A 15,496-nucleotide genomic window follows, 5' to 3' on the forward strand; every position below is an offset into this window, starting at 1 on the left:
AACTTTTGAACTGAAACAAATGCTTGCTACTCACCTGGAGAAGTTGGACTCTCTGGGTGAGTCGCTTTGACCTGCCATCCAAGGAAAAGCAGATTGAAGACTACGACCGGCAGATGCTGGCGGAAGATTTCTGGAGCGATCAGAAAAAGCCCAGAGCGTAATCCGCAAGCAGAACTCCTTAAAGGACATTGTCACCTCCTATAACGAACTGCGCGCCGACATGGATTCCGTTTCGGAAGCGTATGACGTGCTCAAGGAAGAGATGGACGAGGATCTGCTGGAAATGGCCTCGGAAGAAATGGAAGAGGCCGCAAAGAAAATGGAAACCTTCCAGGTGAAGGTTCTGCTGTCGGGGAATACGACGATTCCAACGCCATTCTGGAATTCCATCCGGGAGCCGGCGGAACGGAAGCGTGCGACTGGGCGTCCATGCTCTATCGCATGTACACCCGCTACGCACAGAATAAGGGCTGGAAAGTAACCGTGCTCGACTATCAGGAAGAACAGGAAGCCGGTCTGAAATCGGCGACCATCCTGATTGAGGGCGAAAAAGCCTACGGCTATCTCAAAGGCGAAAAAGGCGTGCATCGTCTGGTGCGCATTTCGCCCTTCGATGCGGGTGCTCGCCGTCACACTTCGTTTGCGTCGGTGGAAGTCATGCCGCAGTTTAACGACGACATCGAAATCGAGATCAAGCCGGAAGATCTTCTTGTGGAAACCAAACGCGCGTCCGGCGCGGGCGGTCAGCACATTAACAAGACCGACTCCGCGATTCGCATGGTCCACCTGCCGACGGGCATCGTGGCGACCTGCCAGTCTGGACGAAGTCAGATTCAGAACCGTGAAGAAGCCCTGCGCATTTTGAAATCCCGGCTGCTTCAGCTGGAAATCGAAAACCAGCAGAAGAAAATCGCCGAACTGCGCGGTGAAGTCAAAGCTAACGAATGGGGATCCCAGATCCGTTCGTACGTTCTGCATCCCTACACGATGGTCAAGGACGCAAGAACCGGCTGCGAAACCAGTCAGGCCCAGAGCGTGCTCGACGGGGATCTGGACGGATTCATCTTCGCTTGGCTGAACTCCCAGGTCAGCTGATCGCGAATTTTGTACAAGGCTGTAAACCGGCCGGCGCTCAAAACGAGATGCCGACTGGTTTTTGTATGCTGCAAAGCGGAAAGAAAAAGATTCGGCAGAAACAGACTTTTTCAAAATCGCTCAGGAAAGCCGGGAAACGGGACATTTTCCAGACACCGCGCTCTCACTCTCGATGAAGAGCGATAGGATGGAAACAGGACGATAAAAACGGACGGCTTTTGAGCGGACTGCGGCTGACGACGGGGTCCGATCGTCATGCGGGAGTGCTCCCAGGCCGATCCCAAAAGTAAAAGCCAGTTCAGGATGGCAAGAAAGGATTTCCAATGAAAATTCATGAGACGATTCTGGATGTGATCGGCAATACGCCCCTGGTGGAAGCCGGTGTACTGGAACAGGAAAACGATTCGAAAGCCCGCGTGGTCTTCAAGCTGGAAGCGCTCAATCCGGGCGGATCCGCAAAAGACCGCATTGCGCTGCACATGATTGAAAAAGCCGAAAAGAAGGGCGCCTGAAAAAGGCATGACCATTATTGAAGCCACTTCCGGAAATACCGGCATCGGCGAAGCGCTCGTGGGCGCACGCAAAGGCTATCGCACGATTATTGTTATGCCGGATTCTATGTCGATAGAACGCCGCAATCTGCTTAAGGCCTTCGGCGCGGAAGTCGTTTTGACCAAAGGCAGAGAAGGCATGGCCGGCGCGGTAGCCAAAGCCGAAGAAATCGGAAAAGAAATCGGCGATGTCTTTGTACCGGGTCAGTTTGAAAATCCGGACAACCCTGAAACGCACTATCTGACGACCGGTCCGGAAATCTGGGAAGATACGGACGGCAAGGTCGACATTTTTGTTGCCGGCGTCGGCACGGGCGGAACGCTCAGCGGTGTCGGAAAATACCTCAGGGAAAAAATCCGAACGTGAAAATCGTGGCGGTCGAACCCGCCGGCTCTCCGCTGCTTTCGGGCGGCAAAGCCGGTCCACACAAGCTGCAGGGCATTGGCGCCAACTTCATTCCGGATACGCTCGATCGCTCGATTTATGACGAAGTGATCGAAGTCAGCGACGAAGACGCGCTGAAAACGGGCCGGGATCTGGCGCGCAAGGAAGGTATTCTGGCCGGCATTTCCTCCGGCGCGGCGGCAGCCGCGGCTTTAGAACTGGCTTCCCGTCTGGAAAACGAAGGCAAGCTCATTGTGGCGCTCCTTCCCGATACCGGCGATCGCTATCTTTCCAGCGAAATGTTTACAGACTGATCGAATACAGATACACAATCGAAAAAGAATATGAGAAAACGGCAGGCCGCAAAGGGCCTGCCGTTTGCCGTATAGGGGACACATGGTTTAAAAGAAGCGCTGCAGGCACAACTCGCTGGTTTTGACGATATATACCGCTTTTCTCCCCCATACGGCATAAAAATTGCGATATATGTTTTATGCCAAGAAATGTAAAGGGTTACATCAAAAACAGGAGAAAAAGAAAATGGTAAATCGTTTTGTTCCCAATGCCGTTTCCTATCACGGCAAAGGGGATTCAGGAAATTCCTGGAATCGTCCGAAGCAAAGGCTTCAAAAAAGCGTTTATCGCGACCGACCCGGATCTGGTGAAATTTGGCGTAACGAAGAAAATTACCGATCTGCTCGACGCGAACGGCATGGACTACACAGTCAATTTCGACATCCAGCCCAACCCGACCATCGAAAATGTGCAGCACGGCGTCAAAGCGTATAAGGAATCCGGTGCAGACTCCATGATTACCGTCGGCGAAGGAAGCGCATGGATACCGGCAAAGCCATCGGCATTATCATCAACAACCCTGAGTTTGCGGACGTTCGCTCGCTCGAAGGCGTTGCCGACACGAAAAATCCGACTGTCTTCACCATTGCTGTCCCGACGACAGCAGGAACCGCTGCCGAAGCGACGATCAACTACGTGATCATCGATCCAGAACGCAAGCGTAAATTCGTCTGTGTCGATACGAACGACATTCCTAACGTGGCGATCGTTGACCCCGACATGATGAGTTCCATGCCTAAAGGGCTCAGAGCTGCAACCGGAATGGATACGCTGACGCACGCAATTGAAGGCTGCACGACCGCAGCGGCCTGGGAACTGGCCGACTGCCTCAACCTGGAAGCCATTCACCTGATCAGCCAGAATCTGCGCAAGACGGTCGAAAACGACCCCGAAGGCCGTGAAGGCATGGCGCTTGGTCAGTTTGTAACCGGCATGGCGTTCTCGAACGTCGGCCTGGGCATTGCCCACTCCATGGCGCACACACTCGGTGCGTTCTACAACGCGCCCCATGGCGTAGCGTGCGCAATCCTGCCGCCCATCGTGATGGAATACAACCAGAAAGCAACCGGCGATAAGTTCAGAAAAATTGCGGAAGCCATGGACGTCGATACGACGGGCATGAGCGAAAAGGAATACCGCAAAGCTACCATTGACGCGGTGAAGAAACTTTCCGCCGACGTAGGCATTCCAGAAAAGCTGGATGCGCTGCGCGAAGAAGATCTCGATTTCCTTGCCGAATCCGCCTATGCAGATGCGTGCCGTCCGGGAAATCCGAGAGAAACCTCCGTTGCGGACATGAAGGACCTGTCCCGTAAACTGATGTAATCTGACGCGATCCGCTTTTACCCGGCATGGCGAAGCGGATCTGGGAACATACGCTGTTCTGAACCGATTTGCGGCTCTGATGCAAAGATCCGATCAAGGACCTGAACGATCAGAGCCGCATTTCTTTTGTCCTGTTTCTTTATTCCTTGTCGACCGGTTGTGTCTGCCTGTGGGCGTCTGAAGAGAATTTCGGATTTCTTGGTGCGGCAGGGCGTCTGTCCTAAAATGGAAGCGATAAAGAAGAATCCAGTCCGTTAACGCTCTGGAAGAAAGGAGAATACAGAATATGGGTATGTTTGATTTTTTAACGTCCGGCGCAATTGAGGAAATGCTGAATGCGATGAGCGACGAAGAAAAGAAACAGATTCTGGAGCAGGCGCACAATCTTGCCCAGAACATGGATATGCAGACGCTTGCAAGGCAGATGTCCGATCTCTCGGACATGTTTAATACCGAGAGTACAGGACAGCCGGAGACAGAGACCGATTCTGAACAGAAAAACGGCGCGCAAAGCGGCGTTGAAGAAGAGCGTATGGAAGAAAATGCCGATCCAGATTCCGTAAACCAGAGCGCTGATCCGTTGGAAGAGGAGCCGGCTGGATTCGTAAGCGAAGAACAGGAAGCTGAAAAAGAAGAGACCGCAGAAGAAGAGACCGCAGAAGAAGAGACCGCAGAAGAGGAAAGCGAAGAAGAAGCCGAAGGCGAAGAGGATGAAACTGAAGAGGATGAAGAAGAGCCGACAATTGATGCCTTCTTTGGTTTCCGTCCGATTCTGTGCACGGCGATGGATGCGCAGACCAGAGAGTTTCTGGAAGCGGCGATGGATCTGGAAATTTACTATGAAGACATGGAAAATCCGGATCTGAGCGCGTCCGTTCTGTTTTTAGCCAAGGCGCTTCTCAGCCTGCTTCGTGAAGGTGTCTGTCCGTATCTGGCGGAACTTGGCGTGCCCGGCTTTAATCGTCCCGACGATACCCGGCTGGAAGACTACACACGCTTTGCCTCGGATACTTCATTTGACTTTTCCATTCTCAACGACAGAAAGCAGCGCGTTCTGGCAGGAAGTCTCATGAATGAAATCCTGCATTCCACCGCACTGTGCGCTCTGGCAGAAGCCCTTTACAGCGCACAAAACGATCGCATCGATCAAAAGACGCTTCAGGAACTCAAAGCGCAGCTGGAAGAAGAAGGTCTTCTCGAAAAGCTGGTTTTGCTGGAAAACGCCTGATTCATTCCGATGCGATTCAAATGAAGCTTCCATACTAGACGAAAGCACCGGCTGATCGGGATCGAACAGCCGGTGCTTTTAAACCGAAGAAATGTGAATTGCAATAAATGGCGCTTAGCGGCTCTTGCGTGTCGCAAAGGCGTCAAAGCAGAGAACAACTGCCTGAACGATCAGCGCAACGCCGGCAATCGTCATAATCGTATCGATGATGGATCCGGGTTTGATGACGAGGAAAATGCCAAGAGCCAGAAGGCAGAGGGCAACAACCAGGAGAATACCCAGCTCGAAGCGCCATAGCTTTTAAGACGAGCGAAGACTGAATCTGAACAATCGAGTTGATCACGAGCAGAACGCCGACGATGATCGGGATGAAGTTGATGATCGTATGCGGCCAGCACACCATGATCAGACCGAGAACCAAAGACGGAACGCCGGAAAACATCGGAGCTGTATCGGCGGATTTGTGGACGCCGAAATAGACGTAAAGCATGTAGGCGCCATAGGCGATCAGAACAATGCCGATGATGCGGACGACGGTCGTCAGAATGCTGCCCTGGAAGAAGCAGAGCGCCAGTCCGCAAAGCAGATAAAGAAGCGCCAGAACGAGCGTATCCTTTACGTTGAAATTAAACATATACCTTTTCATTTGAAAACCTCCAGATCTTCTGTCTCCATTATCGCCGAATTGAAAGGCAATAAAAGCAGGCAGGCCCGAAAGAGTCGAAAGAGATAGATAGAACGACCGTACTGTCTAAACGCAAAGACTGCCTTTCTGAAGCAGAACGTAAGAAGCGGATCGAAGAAACAGACGCTCAAAACGGATGGACCGGTGCTGGCTCGACAAACCAGAACGGTTCAGAGGAAGAAAAGAAGAAAGTGAATGCGGAAGGGAAGGAAAGGAACAAACTCGACAGCATGTCATTTTTCTTGCTTACAGCGATTTCCCTATGGCAAACGCATCCGTCCTGAGCGCCGAAAAAGGTAAGATGAAACTGCAGAAAGAGAGATGGTAATTATGAAAAAGCCGCTGTACTGATGGACAACGGATTTGAAGAACTTGAGGCCATGGGCCCGATTGCTCTGCTCAAACGAGCCGGCATTGCGGTGGACCTGGTCAGCGCGGCCAACCTGCGCGAAGGAACCGGCCGCTTTGGAATCATCTATTCTCCAATGATCCCTATGGATCTCTATGACTTTTCACAGGCGGATGCCCTGATTATCCCAGGCGGTCCGCACTATGCGCTGCTTGAAAAAATCCAAAAGCGCTCGAAGTCATCCGGGAAGCCTGGAACAATCCAAACCAGATTGTCGGCGCGATTTGTGCCGCTCCGACGATCCTTGGCCATATGGGCCTGCTGGAAGGCAAGAACTACACCTGCTTTACGTCCATGAACGAAGACTTTAAAGGCAGCTATAAAGAGCAGGGAACCGTAACGGACGGAAAACTGATTACCGGCCGTTCCGCGGGCTACTCGATCGACTTTGCCTATGCTCTGATCGAAGCCCTGCTAGGCAAGGAAAAGCTTGATCAGCTGAAGGCTTCGATTTACGTGAAGTGAGCGTGAGTAATGAAGTCTAAAGCAGTTACGAAACTGGAACAAAGCTGGCTGGGGCATATTCGGCAGAATCCGACGCAAAGTCATCTGAGCGCCCTGAAAACGTCGCGCGCCATTCAGAACTCGCCGCTCGAATACGAAGTACCCGGCGCGGTGAATCCGGTGGCCATTTACACGCGGACGCTGCACATGCCAAAGTTCTTTTCCGATGCGGATGAAAAAGCGTTTGCGCATCTTTGCGATCAGTTTTATGGCATTTTTGAAAAGACGATTGCCGCCTACAAAGCAAATCCCGAGGTGCGAAAACTGTTCGGTTTTGATGCGAAACTCGAAGAACTGATTCAGATCGATAACCGCTATTCGAGCGCGATTCCCATGCTTCGCATCGACATTTTTATAACGAAGACGACGGCTCGTTCAAAGTCTGCGAATTCAACACCGACGGAACGTCCGCCATGTATGAAAACCAGATGATGGACGAATTCATGGCGCTGAACAATGTATGGAACGATCTGAAACCGGCTGTGCGTCATCAGGAACTGATGGACAGCTGGGCCGAAAGTTTTCTGCAGGACGTGAAGGAAGCCGGAGTGGAAGACAAGCCTGCCATTGCGATCAGCGATTATCTGGAAAACGCCTATCTGCCCGAGCTGTACGCGTTTCGCGACTTGTTTGAAGCCAAAGGCTATGTCTGCGAAGTCGTGGATGTCCGCGATTTTGTGTTCGATGGAAAGGCACTTCGAAGCAAAAGACGAATACCGCGTTTGACGCGATTTACCGTCGGGCGGTGACGAGCGACGTGCTGGAAAAATACGATGAATCGACGGATTTTCTGGAAGCCGTTCGCAAACAGGCCGTCGTTCTGGTCGGCAATTTCCAGACGCAGGTCATTCACTCCAAGGCGATCAGCGAAGCTCTGTTTTCGCCGGTGCTTCGCCAGTATTTCACGCCGCAGGAATGCGCGTTTCTCGATGCGCACCTGCCGCAGTCCATGGATCTGAGTGATGCCGATCTTACCCGGCTTCTCGAACATAAGGATCAGTGGATTATTAAACCGAAGGAAGGCTATGGCGCCAAAGGCGTGTACGCGAGGGTCGATCTTTCCCAGGAGCGCTGGAAGCAGCTGCTCGAAGATCTGACAGGACAGCCGTTCATTGTCCAGGAATACGTGCCGCATTATCGCAGCGAAAACATTGACCTGCTGAGCGATCACGGCTTTATCGGCTACGCCAACCTGACCGGTCTGTATGTGTATAACGGCCATTTTGCGGGCGTGTATTCCCGCCTGTCCGATGCCGGTATCGTTTCCACGCAGTATAACGAACGGATGGTCCCGACCTTCTTTGCAGACGAGGATAGAGATTCTCAGTAAGTCCGTCCCTTTGGCCAGAACGTCTGGTTCTGTCTGGCACAATACGGACAGAAAGTTTCCCAACAAAAATCCAGTACAGAAATACCCCGTCCGGGATTCTGCCTTCTGGCCTTATCCCGGACGGGGTATGCATGTATATAGAGCTGGATCGAAAAAACGGAGATCTATTTCTCTTCGGGCTTTATGAATTCGGCAATTTTCAAACCGTCCTTGAAGCCTTTGAGATAAAGATGATGAAGCTGTTCCGGATTGCGGTTGAGCGTATCGACGCCGCATGTATCGTTTGGCGCGATGACGAGAACCTTGCCTTCCTTTTCCATCTGCAAAGCCCGCTCTACGTCTTTGTTGTAGCGGGCAGCGCGTTCGCGAAGGCCCTGCGCGGCGAGGGGATAATGGCCCATGAAGGAAGCTAATGTTACATCCTTGCGGCTTGAGCGCACCAGATCCGAGGGCTTGGTGAGAATCAGAACAATTTTATCCGCACCGAGTTCAATGGCTTTGTCGATGGGAACGGGATCGGAAAGCGCACCGTCAAAAAACGGAATGCCTCCGACTGGATACGGTTTGTTTACAACGGGAATCGAACAGCTGGCCTTGAAAATGTCATACTGGTCTTCGTCCATCCAGGAACTGTCGAAATAGGCAGGCTTGCCGGTGATGGCGTTGGTCGCTACAACGATCAGCTCCGCAGGATTTTCTTTCATGGCTTTGTAGGCGAGGGGATATTCACCGTCTGTGTTCGAAAGGAAACTGTAAATGTAGTCCATGTCGATATAGGAGCCGCTGCGCAGAAAGTTCGAGGCCGACATGTATTCCGGACGTCCGGAATAGTCCCGGTAAAATTTGTACGTCCGTCCGATCTGCCCGGCGATAAAGCTGGCCAGGTTGGCGCTGCCGGCGCTCACGCCGATTGCGATATCAAAATGAACGTGTTCTTCGAGGCAGGCATCGAGAACGCCCGCCGCATACATGCCGCGCATGCCGCCGCCAACATCAATTACTGCAGTTTTCATTCTTGAATTAACCTCCTGATGTCTGAAAAAGTTTTCGGAAAAGTTTTCGGAAAAAGAAAAATAGAGTTTCAGACAGATTTCATATTTGACCGGGACGTTTGTGTTTTCAAGAGAAACGGCCGTTCTTTCTTCAACAGAACGGCCGGAATGTACAAAAGCAGATGGGATAAAGGAATAGAAGGGCAAATTGCAAGGCGAAATACGCGGGACTGTGCGCGATGCAGCGCATAACAGAACGTGCGATAAGAGGAAAAACAAACGCAGCAAAAAGAATATTAAGATTTCGTTGGTGCGGCAGGCCGGATTCGCTCTTTGTCCAGACCTGTTTTTGGCCCGCTTGAAAAGAGAGGAGTGAGGTTTTATAATAGCTGTACATGTGCCCGTAGCTCAATGGATAGAGTAACAGATTCCGATTCTGGTGGTTGGAGGTTCGAGTCCTCTCGGGTGCGCCATTAGAAAATTCGAGTCAGCGAAAGCTGACTTTCTCTTTATATGTCTGCTTTGCGATCTGCATTGTCCACGTAGCTCAGCTGGATAGAGCACACGCCTCCTAAGCGTGGGGTCGGAGGTTCAAATCCTCTCGTGGACGCCATCGCCAGTCCCGGAAGTCTGATCTCAGGCTTCCGCTTTTTCTGTTTGGACGAACATCATAATTCGCCGCTTAGGCAAGGCACCGAAAATGATTTTTACGGCCACTTTGAAAAGATAAATTCTTTCTCGGAAAGGTAAAATTTCACATTCTTTTGAGAATCGCCGGGAAGAATGAAAGTTTAAAAATATGATCGTGCAGTATAAACAAGTGAATAATTGCCCGAGCATTAAAAAAGCCGCAGAGCGGCTTCTTTGTTCGTCCCGGAAGGGAGATTCTGGTGGAAATTTCAACCGGAACGAACATTTTGATAATAACAAATCAGGCTCAATTGTGGTAGTGGAATAAAAGCGAAGTTTGATAAAAAGACGAATACAATTAAAATAAGTCATCCAAATTAAAAATAAAGCTAGTAAACAGATGTTCGTGTGAATATTTTTACGGGTTTTTAATCCTTAAATTATCGCTGGATTCGATACGGTACAATGAGAAAGAACAGATCTTTCGAAGAAAGGAACTCTTTTATGATCAGTAAAGTACCTGTCCGAATCACTCCGCTCAACCGGCTTGGCTTTGTGGATGTCTACCTTCCAGATGACTATTACCAGAGCGAGGAACGCTATCCCGTCCTCTATATGTTTGACGGTCAGAATCTCTTCTACGATGAACAGGCAACGTTTGGAACGTCCTGGAAACTGAAGGACTATCTCGATGCCGCGCAGCGCAAAGTCATTGTTGTGGGCATTGAATGCGATATCCGGGGACAGAACCGGCTTCACGAATACACGCCGTATGCGCTTGCCCAGACGTTTTACGGGGAAACGGCAGGAAAGGGTGCCGTGCTGATGGAATGGATTATTCAGAAACTGAAACCTGAAATTGATTCCACCTATCGAACCTGGCCGCAAAGAGAAGCAACCGCGATCGCAGGCAGCTCCATGGGCGGCCTGATGGCTTTTTATGCGGTGATCCACCATAATGAAGTGTTTTCAAAAGCTGCATGCCTTTCCCCGTCCTTTGCGGTATGTGAAGAGGAGATTTCCAGAGAATACGAACAGACCGTTCTCGATCCAGATACCCGGATTTACTGGTCGTTTGGTTCCCAGGAGCTTTCGCCGAGGCAGAGAATGGAAGCACAGATGCTGCTGGATGAATACCGGAATTCTCTGATCGATCGCGGCGGACTGGGAAAAGTCGTGATCGCGGAGGACGGACGGCATGATGAAGCCTCATGGGGTGCTCAGAATGAAGCGGTTTTCCATTTCCTCTGGGATGAACCGGAAAATACATCCATCGCAGTCAATTCACTGACAGGAGTATGAACATGAATACCGATCTTGATATGATATCTTTTGGAATGATTGCGGATGCATCGGAATCCCGCTCTCTGGCTCTCGAAGCCGTTTCAGCAGCCAGAAAAGGGGACTACACCCGATGCGAAGAATGTCTGGCGAAAAGCCGCAAGGCGTATGACAAAGCCCATCGGGCGCAGACGGATGTCCTTTTGAGGAAATGAACGGAAAAACACGGCAGGTCAACGTCCTGCTGGTGCATTCCCAGGACCATCTGAGCTCGGCTTCGGTCGTTCTTGAACTTGCGGAACAGATGATCAGCCTGATTAAAACGCAGACCCGACTGGAAGAGCGTACGTCCAGACTCGAAAAACGTCTGAACGAACTTGAAGATCGGCATTGAATCCCTCTGCTTCAAAATCAGGCGGACTGCACGTCACCAAGCAGTCTGTCCAAAGCCAGATCCGCAAACCTGTAAAGGGAAAAAGGAGAGGAAATGAGAATTGATCTAATTTGTTCCGGCGGACTTACCTCAAGCTGGATCGTCAAAAAAGTAGAGGAGTACATTTCGAGCCGGAAACTGCCGTATGAACTGACTTCCCGCGGTCTGGGAGATTATTATCCGGTTTCCCGTCATGCGGACGCGGTTCTGCTTGGTCCGCAGATCGGCTACTACAAAGAGGAAGTGGAAAAACGTCTGGGCGTACCTGTAGGCGTCATTTCTTCCCGGGACTATGCGCTGGCTAACGCCAAGGAAATTCTCGCGCTGGCAGAAACCGTCGCCAAAGAGAAAAAGGCCCGCAAGGCCTGATGAAACCCATCCGCGTCGACAGCCGATCTGTCTGCGCAAACACGAATAATGAAATGAATTCACGAAACCAGAAGGGTGCTGTCGCACCTCTTTTTCGTGAACGGGAGGAAGAAACGAATCGGATCCCAAGCGAAATTTTGCCGAATTGCTAAGAAGCCAGAAAAGAAAAGATAACGAACGAAAGGAAACAGTCGTCAAAAACGTTTTCTGTGCAATAAATTATCCAAAACATGCGAAACATCATAAAAGAGGACGATTGCAAGAAAACACCCCGTAAATTTACTGAAAAAATGTAAAAATAAGAGCGTTAGATTTGAGAGAATTTTCATAAATTGGGAAAATCCAAAATGGACCTTGGAAAACTCGACTGAGGCAGAGGACCCAAAATATAGATAAAGCAATCTATTCATAATAAAAATGATTGAAATCTGTTAAAGAAAACTTTAGAAAGTCCATTGAAAATCCTTGAAAATAAAAAGTACGATTTAGATAGTTTTCAATATATCCGTTCACTGCTCCAATCGACTGGACAGTCCAATGAGTAAGGAGGAAGCACACATGTCTAAAGAAGTCGAGAATTTACAGATGAAAGAACTTGGTGACGTAAAAGTACTTGTCGATGAGGATAAGATCCAGAAGACTCCGGCTGATCAGGATAGACGGTTCGGACAGCTTCTGGAAATGCTCTGGCGTCAGGATGAAGATCTTCAGAACGAGACTGAGAGCGAGCTCGAATCTACAACCCTCTAGTCCAGAACTTCAAAGAATAAATACAGCCCTGTTTGATCAGGCGCTTAAAAAGGGATGCCGCTGCATCCCTTTTGCTTTGAAAAGACAGAGTGAATTCAGTGCATTCGAAAAGATCAGATCGTATCGCAGGCTTGGCGAAAGACGCGGATGACCTCCACACTGGCGCATGGATAATCCATCGCATGTTCGCCTGGATAGGCGGAATAGCTGACTTCGCCTCTCTGAGTCGTCGGGTCTCTTTTCCAGGATTTTGCGGAAGAATGGACCTGGTGTACTCCGCTTTGACGAAGGAAGTCTCCAACGTTTTCTGGATTGAGCCCAGCACCGGCCAGGATCTGAATCTGATCACCATAGCGCTGCTGGATTTCCTTGAATACCAGAGCGCCTTTTGGTGCAGATGACTGTGTACCGCTGGTCAAAATGCGATCCACGTTCAGATCGATCAGTGTCTGAATGGCCTGGCTGTAGTCCGGAACGACATCGATCGCCCGATGAAAGACCGCCTCTTTGTCTGGATACGTGTGGATCAGCGTAACCATCTGCAGGGTCTGGTCCGGATCGATCGTTCCATCCGCCCGCAAAAAGCCAAAGGCAATTCCGTCGGCTCCAGAGTCCAGAAAGTCTCTGGCTTCCAGAAGCATGAGCGAAAATTCTTCGGGGCTGTAATGAAATCCCGCTTCACGGGGCCGAACCATGCAGATGATGGGAATGGAACACTGCGCTTTGGCTTCCTTGAGCACGCGCAGGAAGGAGACAGACCGCCAAGAGCAAGCGCGCTGTTCAGCTCAATTCGATCCGCTCCGCCATTTTGCGCAGCCAGGCAGTCCGCGAGGGAGCCGGCACACACTTCAAATGTCGTTTTCATAAAAGTTTCGGTTTCCTTTTCTTCTTTCTCTTCTTATATGTATGAAAATCGAATGTATGGGAATCGAACGTTCTCGCTGCGGGCACGGCTCAAAACCGCAGAATGGAAATTCTGCATTTTGAGCGTCCGTCGCAGGAACGTTCTGCAATCTCCCTCCATTTTAACAGCGGGGGTTAGAGCAGGGGCTGGAAAGAAGACGGGGCCTTTGGGAAAGGTAAGATCCGAACTGGAATTTACCGTTTCAATTTCCGTATTTCCCCAGGACTGGAATTTACTATTTCAATTTTCTGAAGGCTCGCCGCGAGTGCTTTAATTTGACAGACTCCGTAAAGATGGAGTATCTTAACAAAGATGTTTGAAAGCAGACAGCCGCTGGAAGGACACAGTTAAACCTCTCGTAATCCCTAGATGTGAAAGTATTTTAAAAATTCACAAACAAGGCTTGCGGAGACGAAAAGGCCGTGGTATTCTAAGTGAGCGTTAAGGGAATCACTTCCACGACGCGTCAAATCACCTTTAGATATCGAAGAAAGCAACTTAAGTGAAATCATTAAAGAAATTCACAAATAGTTGTTGACAGAGATTTCTGACGATGATATGATAAACAAGCCTTGTGAGAGACATTGAGTTTCTCACAAACAGATGGCTCTTTGAAAACTTTACAGACAGATCAAGAAATTCGAAATACACAACGTCGATTCTTAAAATCACAATAAGTACTCGAACAATCATTTATTCACGAAACATAAACGCATAAGCGTTTGAGTCAATATCAAATGGAGAGTTTGATCCTGGCTCAGGATGAACGCTGGCGGCATGCCTAATACATGCAAGTCGAACGGATATCTTCGGATATCAGTGGCGAACGGGTGAGTAACACGTAGATAACCTGCCCATACCCGGGGATACGCTTTGGAAACGAAGTCTAAAACCCCATAGGAAAGAAGAAGGCATCTTCTTCTTTTGAAACAGGCGTTTGCCTGGGGGACGGATGGATCTGCGGTGCATTAGTTAGTTGGCGAGGTAACAGCTCACCAAGACGATGATGCATAGCCGGCCTGAGAGGGCGATCGGCCACACTGGGACTGAGACACGGCCCAGACTCCTGCGGGAGGCAGCAGTAGGGAATTTTCGTCAATGGGCGCAAGCCTGAACGAGCAATGCCGCGTGAGCGAAGAAGGTCTTCGGATCGTAAAACTCTGTTGCGGGGAAAAAGGAAGGGAAGAGGAAATGCTTTTCTTTTGATGGTACCCCGCCAGAAAGTCACGGCTAACTACGTGCCAGCAGCCGCGGTAATACGTAGGTGGCAAGCGTTATCCGGAATGATTGGGCGTAAAGGGTGCGCAGGCTGCGCGTCAAGTCTGAAGTGAAAGGTACGGGCTTAACCGGTACAGGCTTTGGAAACTGGCACGCTAGAGGACAGGAGAGGGCGGTGGAACTCCATGTGTAGCGGTAAAATGCGTAGATATATGGAAGAACACCAGTTGCGAAGGCGACCGCCTGGACTGTTGCTGACGCTCAGGCACGAAAGCGTGGGGAGCAAATAGGATTAGATACCCTAGTAGTCCACGCCCTAAACGATGAGGAGCAGGTGTCGGAGGGAGGACCCCGGTGCCGAAGCTAACGCAGTGACTCCTCCGCCTGGGGAGTATGCACGCAAGTGTGAAACTCAAAGGAATTGACGGGGGCCCGCACAAGCGGTGGAGTATGTGGTTTAATTCGAAGCAACGCGAAGAACCTTACCAGGCCTTGACATAGGACGCGAAGACTTAGAGATAAGTTGGAGGTTACCGTCCATACAGGTGGTGCATGGTTGTCGTCAGCTCGTGTCGTGAGATGTTCAGTTAAGTCTGGCAACGAGCGCAACCCTCGTGATATGTTGCTACCATTGAGTTGAGAACTCATATCAGACTGCCGGTGACAAACCGGAGGAAGGCGGGGATGACGTCAAATCATCATGCCCCTTATGGCCTGGGCTACACACGTACTACAATGGCGTCTACAAAGGGAAGCGAACCTGTGAAGGGAAGCGAACCCCATAAAAGACGTCCCAGTTCGGATTGAAGTCTGCAACCCGACTTCATGAAGTTGGAATCGCTAGTAATCGCGGATCAGCATGCCGCGGTGAATACGTTCCCGGGCCTTGTACACACCGCCCGTCAAACCATGGAAGCCGGCAACGCCCGAAGCCGACGGCATAACCCTTAAAGGGAGTGAGTCGTCTAAGGCGGGGCCGACGACTGGGGTTAAGTCGTAACAAGGTATCCCTACGGGAACGTGGGGATGGATCACCTCCTTTCTAAGGAGAA

Annotated in this window: 13 protein-coding genes, 2 tRNA genes, 1 rRNA gene and 5 pseudogenes; 17 read left to right on the forward strand and 4 right to left on the reverse strand. The window is 50.4% G+C overall.

The annotated features are described in order from the left end of the window. Positions 1-19 precede the first annotated feature (19 nt). From prfB to KWG61_RS04200, 4 genes and pseudogenes are all read left to right on the forward strand, one after another. Positions 20-1,095: pseudogene (gene prfB, locus KWG61_RS04185) on the forward strand (peptide chain release factor 2). A 323-nt stretch (positions 1,096-1,418) separates the two neighbouring features. Beyond that, positions 1,419-2,345, forward strand: a pseudogene (gene cysK / locus KWG61_RS04190) (cysteine synthase A). 226 nt (positions 2,346-2,571) lie between these two features. Next, a pseudogene (gene fucO / locus KWG61_RS04195) lies at positions 2,572-3,711 on the forward strand (lactaldehyde reductase). A 286-nt stretch (positions 3,712-3,997) separates the two neighbouring features. Continuing rightward, positions 3,998-4,939: a hypothetical protein gene (locus KWG61_RS04200; RefSeq protein WP_230267770.1), complete on the forward strand. Its 942-nt coding sequence runs from the start codon at positions 3,998-4,000 to the stop codon at positions 4,937-4,939. A 114-nt stretch (positions 4,940-5,053) separates the two neighbouring features. On the opposite strand, the gene KWG61_RS17090 is transcribed toward KWG61_RS04200, so the two are convergent. Then, complete coding sequence (locus KWG61_RS17090) at positions 5,054-5,221, reverse strand: DUF308 domain-containing protein (RefSeq protein WP_367614327.1); 168 nt, start codon at positions 5,219-5,221, stop codon at positions 5,054-5,056. Between the two features lie 31 nt (positions 5,222-5,252). Further along, positions 5,253-5,585 (reverse strand): annotated as a pseudogene (locus tag KWG61_RS04205) (DUF308 domain-containing protein); the annotation flags it as partial. 389 nt (positions 5,586-5,974) lie between these two features. Here KWG61_RS04205 and KWG61_RS04210 point away from each other — a divergent pair. Genes KWG61_RS04210 through KWG61_RS04225 form a run of 5 tightly spaced genes read left to right on the forward strand, consistent with a single transcriptional unit; the run spans position 5,975 to position 7,867 of the window. Continuing rightward, positions 5,975-6,331 (forward strand): DJ-1/PfpI family protein, encoded by a 357-nt coding sequence (locus KWG61_RS04210; RefSeq protein WP_367614261.1) that lies wholly within the window; start codon positions 5,975-5,977, stop codon positions 6,329-6,331. Continuing rightward, the gene (locus tag KWG61_RS17095) at positions 6,244-6,498 is read left to right on the forward strand and encodes a DJ-1/PfpI family protein (RefSeq protein WP_367614328.1); all 255 of its coding nucleotides are present in this window, start codon (positions 6,244-6,246) and stop codon (positions 6,496-6,498) included. The genes KWG61_RS04210 and KWG61_RS17095 overlap by 88 nt, the downstream gene beginning before the upstream one ends. A gap of 9 nt (positions 6,499-6,507) precedes the next feature. Continuing rightward, the gene (locus KWG61_RS04215) at positions 6,508-6,969 is read left to right on the forward strand and encodes a hypothetical protein (RefSeq protein ID WP_242745041.1); all 462 of its coding nucleotides are present in this window, start codon (positions 6,508-6,510) and stop codon (positions 6,967-6,969) included. Then, positions 6,951-7,286 (forward strand): hypothetical protein, encoded by a 336-nt coding sequence (locus KWG61_RS04220; protein ID WP_242745042.1) that lies wholly within the window; start codon positions 6,951-6,953, stop codon positions 7,284-7,286. Before KWG61_RS04215 ends, KWG61_RS04220 begins: the two co-directional genes overlap by 19 nt. Continuing rightward, on the forward strand, positions 7,283-7,867 hold the full coding sequence (locus KWG61_RS04225) for a hypothetical protein (protein ID WP_242745043.1): 585 nt from the start codon (positions 7,283-7,285) through the stop codon (positions 7,865-7,867). Before KWG61_RS04220 ends, KWG61_RS04225 begins: the two co-directional genes overlap by 4 nt. A 164-nt stretch (positions 7,868-8,031) precedes the next feature. On the opposite strand, the gene KWG61_RS04230 is transcribed toward KWG61_RS04225, so the two are convergent. Further along, positions 8,032-8,880: a patatin family protein gene (locus KWG61_RS04230; RefSeq protein WP_230267773.1), complete on the reverse strand. Its 849-nt coding sequence runs from the start codon at positions 8,878-8,880 to the stop codon at positions 8,032-8,034. A 376-nt stretch (positions 8,881-9,256) separates the two neighbouring features. On the opposite strand from KWG61_RS04230, the gene KWG61_RS04235 reads away from it, so the two are divergent. From KWG61_RS04235 to KWG61_RS04260, 7 genes are all read left to right on the forward strand, one after another. Continuing rightward, positions 9,257-9,332: transfer RNA gene (locus KWG61_RS04235), tRNA-Arg, on the forward strand. A gap of 63 nt (positions 9,333-9,395) precedes the next feature. After that, positions 9,396-9,472 (forward strand) — tRNA-Arg (locus KWG61_RS04240). Positions 9,473-9,993: 521 nt separating this feature from the next. Next, complete coding sequence (locus KWG61_RS04245) at positions 9,994-10,791, forward strand: alpha/beta hydrolase (RefSeq protein ID WP_230267774.1); 798 nt, start codon at positions 9,994-9,996, stop codon at positions 10,789-10,791. Positions 10,792-10,793: 2 nt separating this feature from the next. Then, positions 10,794-10,985: a PTS lactose/cellobiose transporter subunit IIA gene (locus tag KWG61_RS15955; protein ID WP_256460781.1), complete on the forward strand. Its 192-nt coding sequence runs from the start codon at positions 10,794-10,796 to the stop codon at positions 10,983-10,985. Beyond that, the gene (locus KWG61_RS15960) at positions 10,982-11,164 is read left to right on the forward strand and encodes a PTS lactose/cellobiose transporter subunit IIA (RefSeq protein WP_256460782.1); all 183 of its coding nucleotides are present in this window, start codon (positions 10,982-10,984) and stop codon (positions 11,162-11,164) included. The genes KWG61_RS15955 and KWG61_RS15960 overlap by 4 nt, the downstream gene beginning before the upstream one ends. 93 nt (positions 11,165-11,257) lie before the next feature. Next, a complete protein-coding gene (locus tag KWG61_RS04255) occupies positions 11,258-11,572 on the forward strand; it encodes a PTS sugar transporter subunit IIB (protein ID WP_230267776.1) in 315 nt (104 codons plus the stop codon). Between the two features lie 558 nt (positions 11,573-12,130). Beyond that, a complete protein-coding gene (locus tag KWG61_RS04260; RefSeq protein ID WP_230267777.1) occupies positions 12,131-12,322 on the forward strand; it encodes a hypothetical protein in 192 nt (63 codons plus the stop codon). A 113-nt stretch (positions 12,323-12,435) separates the two neighbouring features. Here the strand turns inward: KWG61_RS04260 and KWG61_RS04265 are convergent. Beyond that, positions 12,436-13,187, reverse strand: a pseudogene (locus tag KWG61_RS04265) (copper homeostasis protein CutC). Positions 13,188-13,960: 773 nt separating this feature from the next. Between KWG61_RS04265 and KWG61_RS04275 the strand changes: the two are divergent. Further along, a 16S ribosomal RNA gene (locus tag KWG61_RS04275) occupies positions 13,961-15,486 on the forward strand. Positions 15,487-15,496 lie beyond the last annotated feature (10 nt).

It is taken from the genome of Allobaculum sp. Allo2 (assembly GCF_022701175.1).
GTDB classification, from domain to species: Bacteria; Bacillota_I; Bacilli_A; order Erysipelotrichales; family Erysipelotrichaceae; genus Allobaculum; species Allobaculum fili.

Bases quoted from the DNA above. Each gene is read 5' to 3' on its own strand.
- KWG61_RS04200 (WP_230267770.1), top strand. From the start codon at position 3,998: ATGGGTATGTTTGATTTTTTAACGTCCGGCGCAATTGAGGAAATGCTG.
- KWG61_RS04210 (WP_367614261.1), top strand. From the start codon at position 5,975: ATGGACAACGGATTTGAAGAACTTGAGGCCATGGGCCCGATTGCTCTG.
- KWG61_RS04215 (WP_242745041.1), top strand. From the start codon at position 6,508: ATGAAGTCTAAAGCAGTTACGAAACTGGAACAAAGCTGGCTGGGGCAT.
- KWG61_RS04220 (WP_242745042.1), top strand. From the start codon at position 6,951: ATGTATGAAAACCAGATGATGGACGAATTCATGGCGCTGAACAATGTA.
- KWG61_RS04230 (WP_230267773.1), bottom strand. From the start codon at position 8,880: ATGAAAACTGCAGTAATTGATGTTGGCGGCGGCATGCGCGGCATGTAT.
- KWG61_RS04245 (WP_230267774.1), top strand. From the start codon at position 9,994: ATGATCAGTAAAGTACCTGTCCGAATCACTCCGCTCAACCGGCTTGGC.
- KWG61_RS15955 (WP_256460781.1), top strand. From the start codon at position 10,794: ATGAATACCGATCTTGATATGATATCTTTTGGAATGATTGCGGATGCA.
- KWG61_RS15960 (WP_256460782.1), top strand. From the start codon at position 10,982: ATGAACGGAAAAACACGGCAGGTCAACGTCCTGCTGGTGCATTCCCAG.
- KWG61_RS04255 (WP_230267776.1), top strand. From the start codon at position 11,258: ATGAGAATTGATCTAATTTGTTCCGGCGGACTTACCTCAAGCTGGATC.
- KWG61_RS04260 (WP_230267777.1), top strand. From the start codon at position 12,131: ATGTCTAAAGAAGTCGAGAATTTACAGATGAAAGAACTTGGTGACGTA.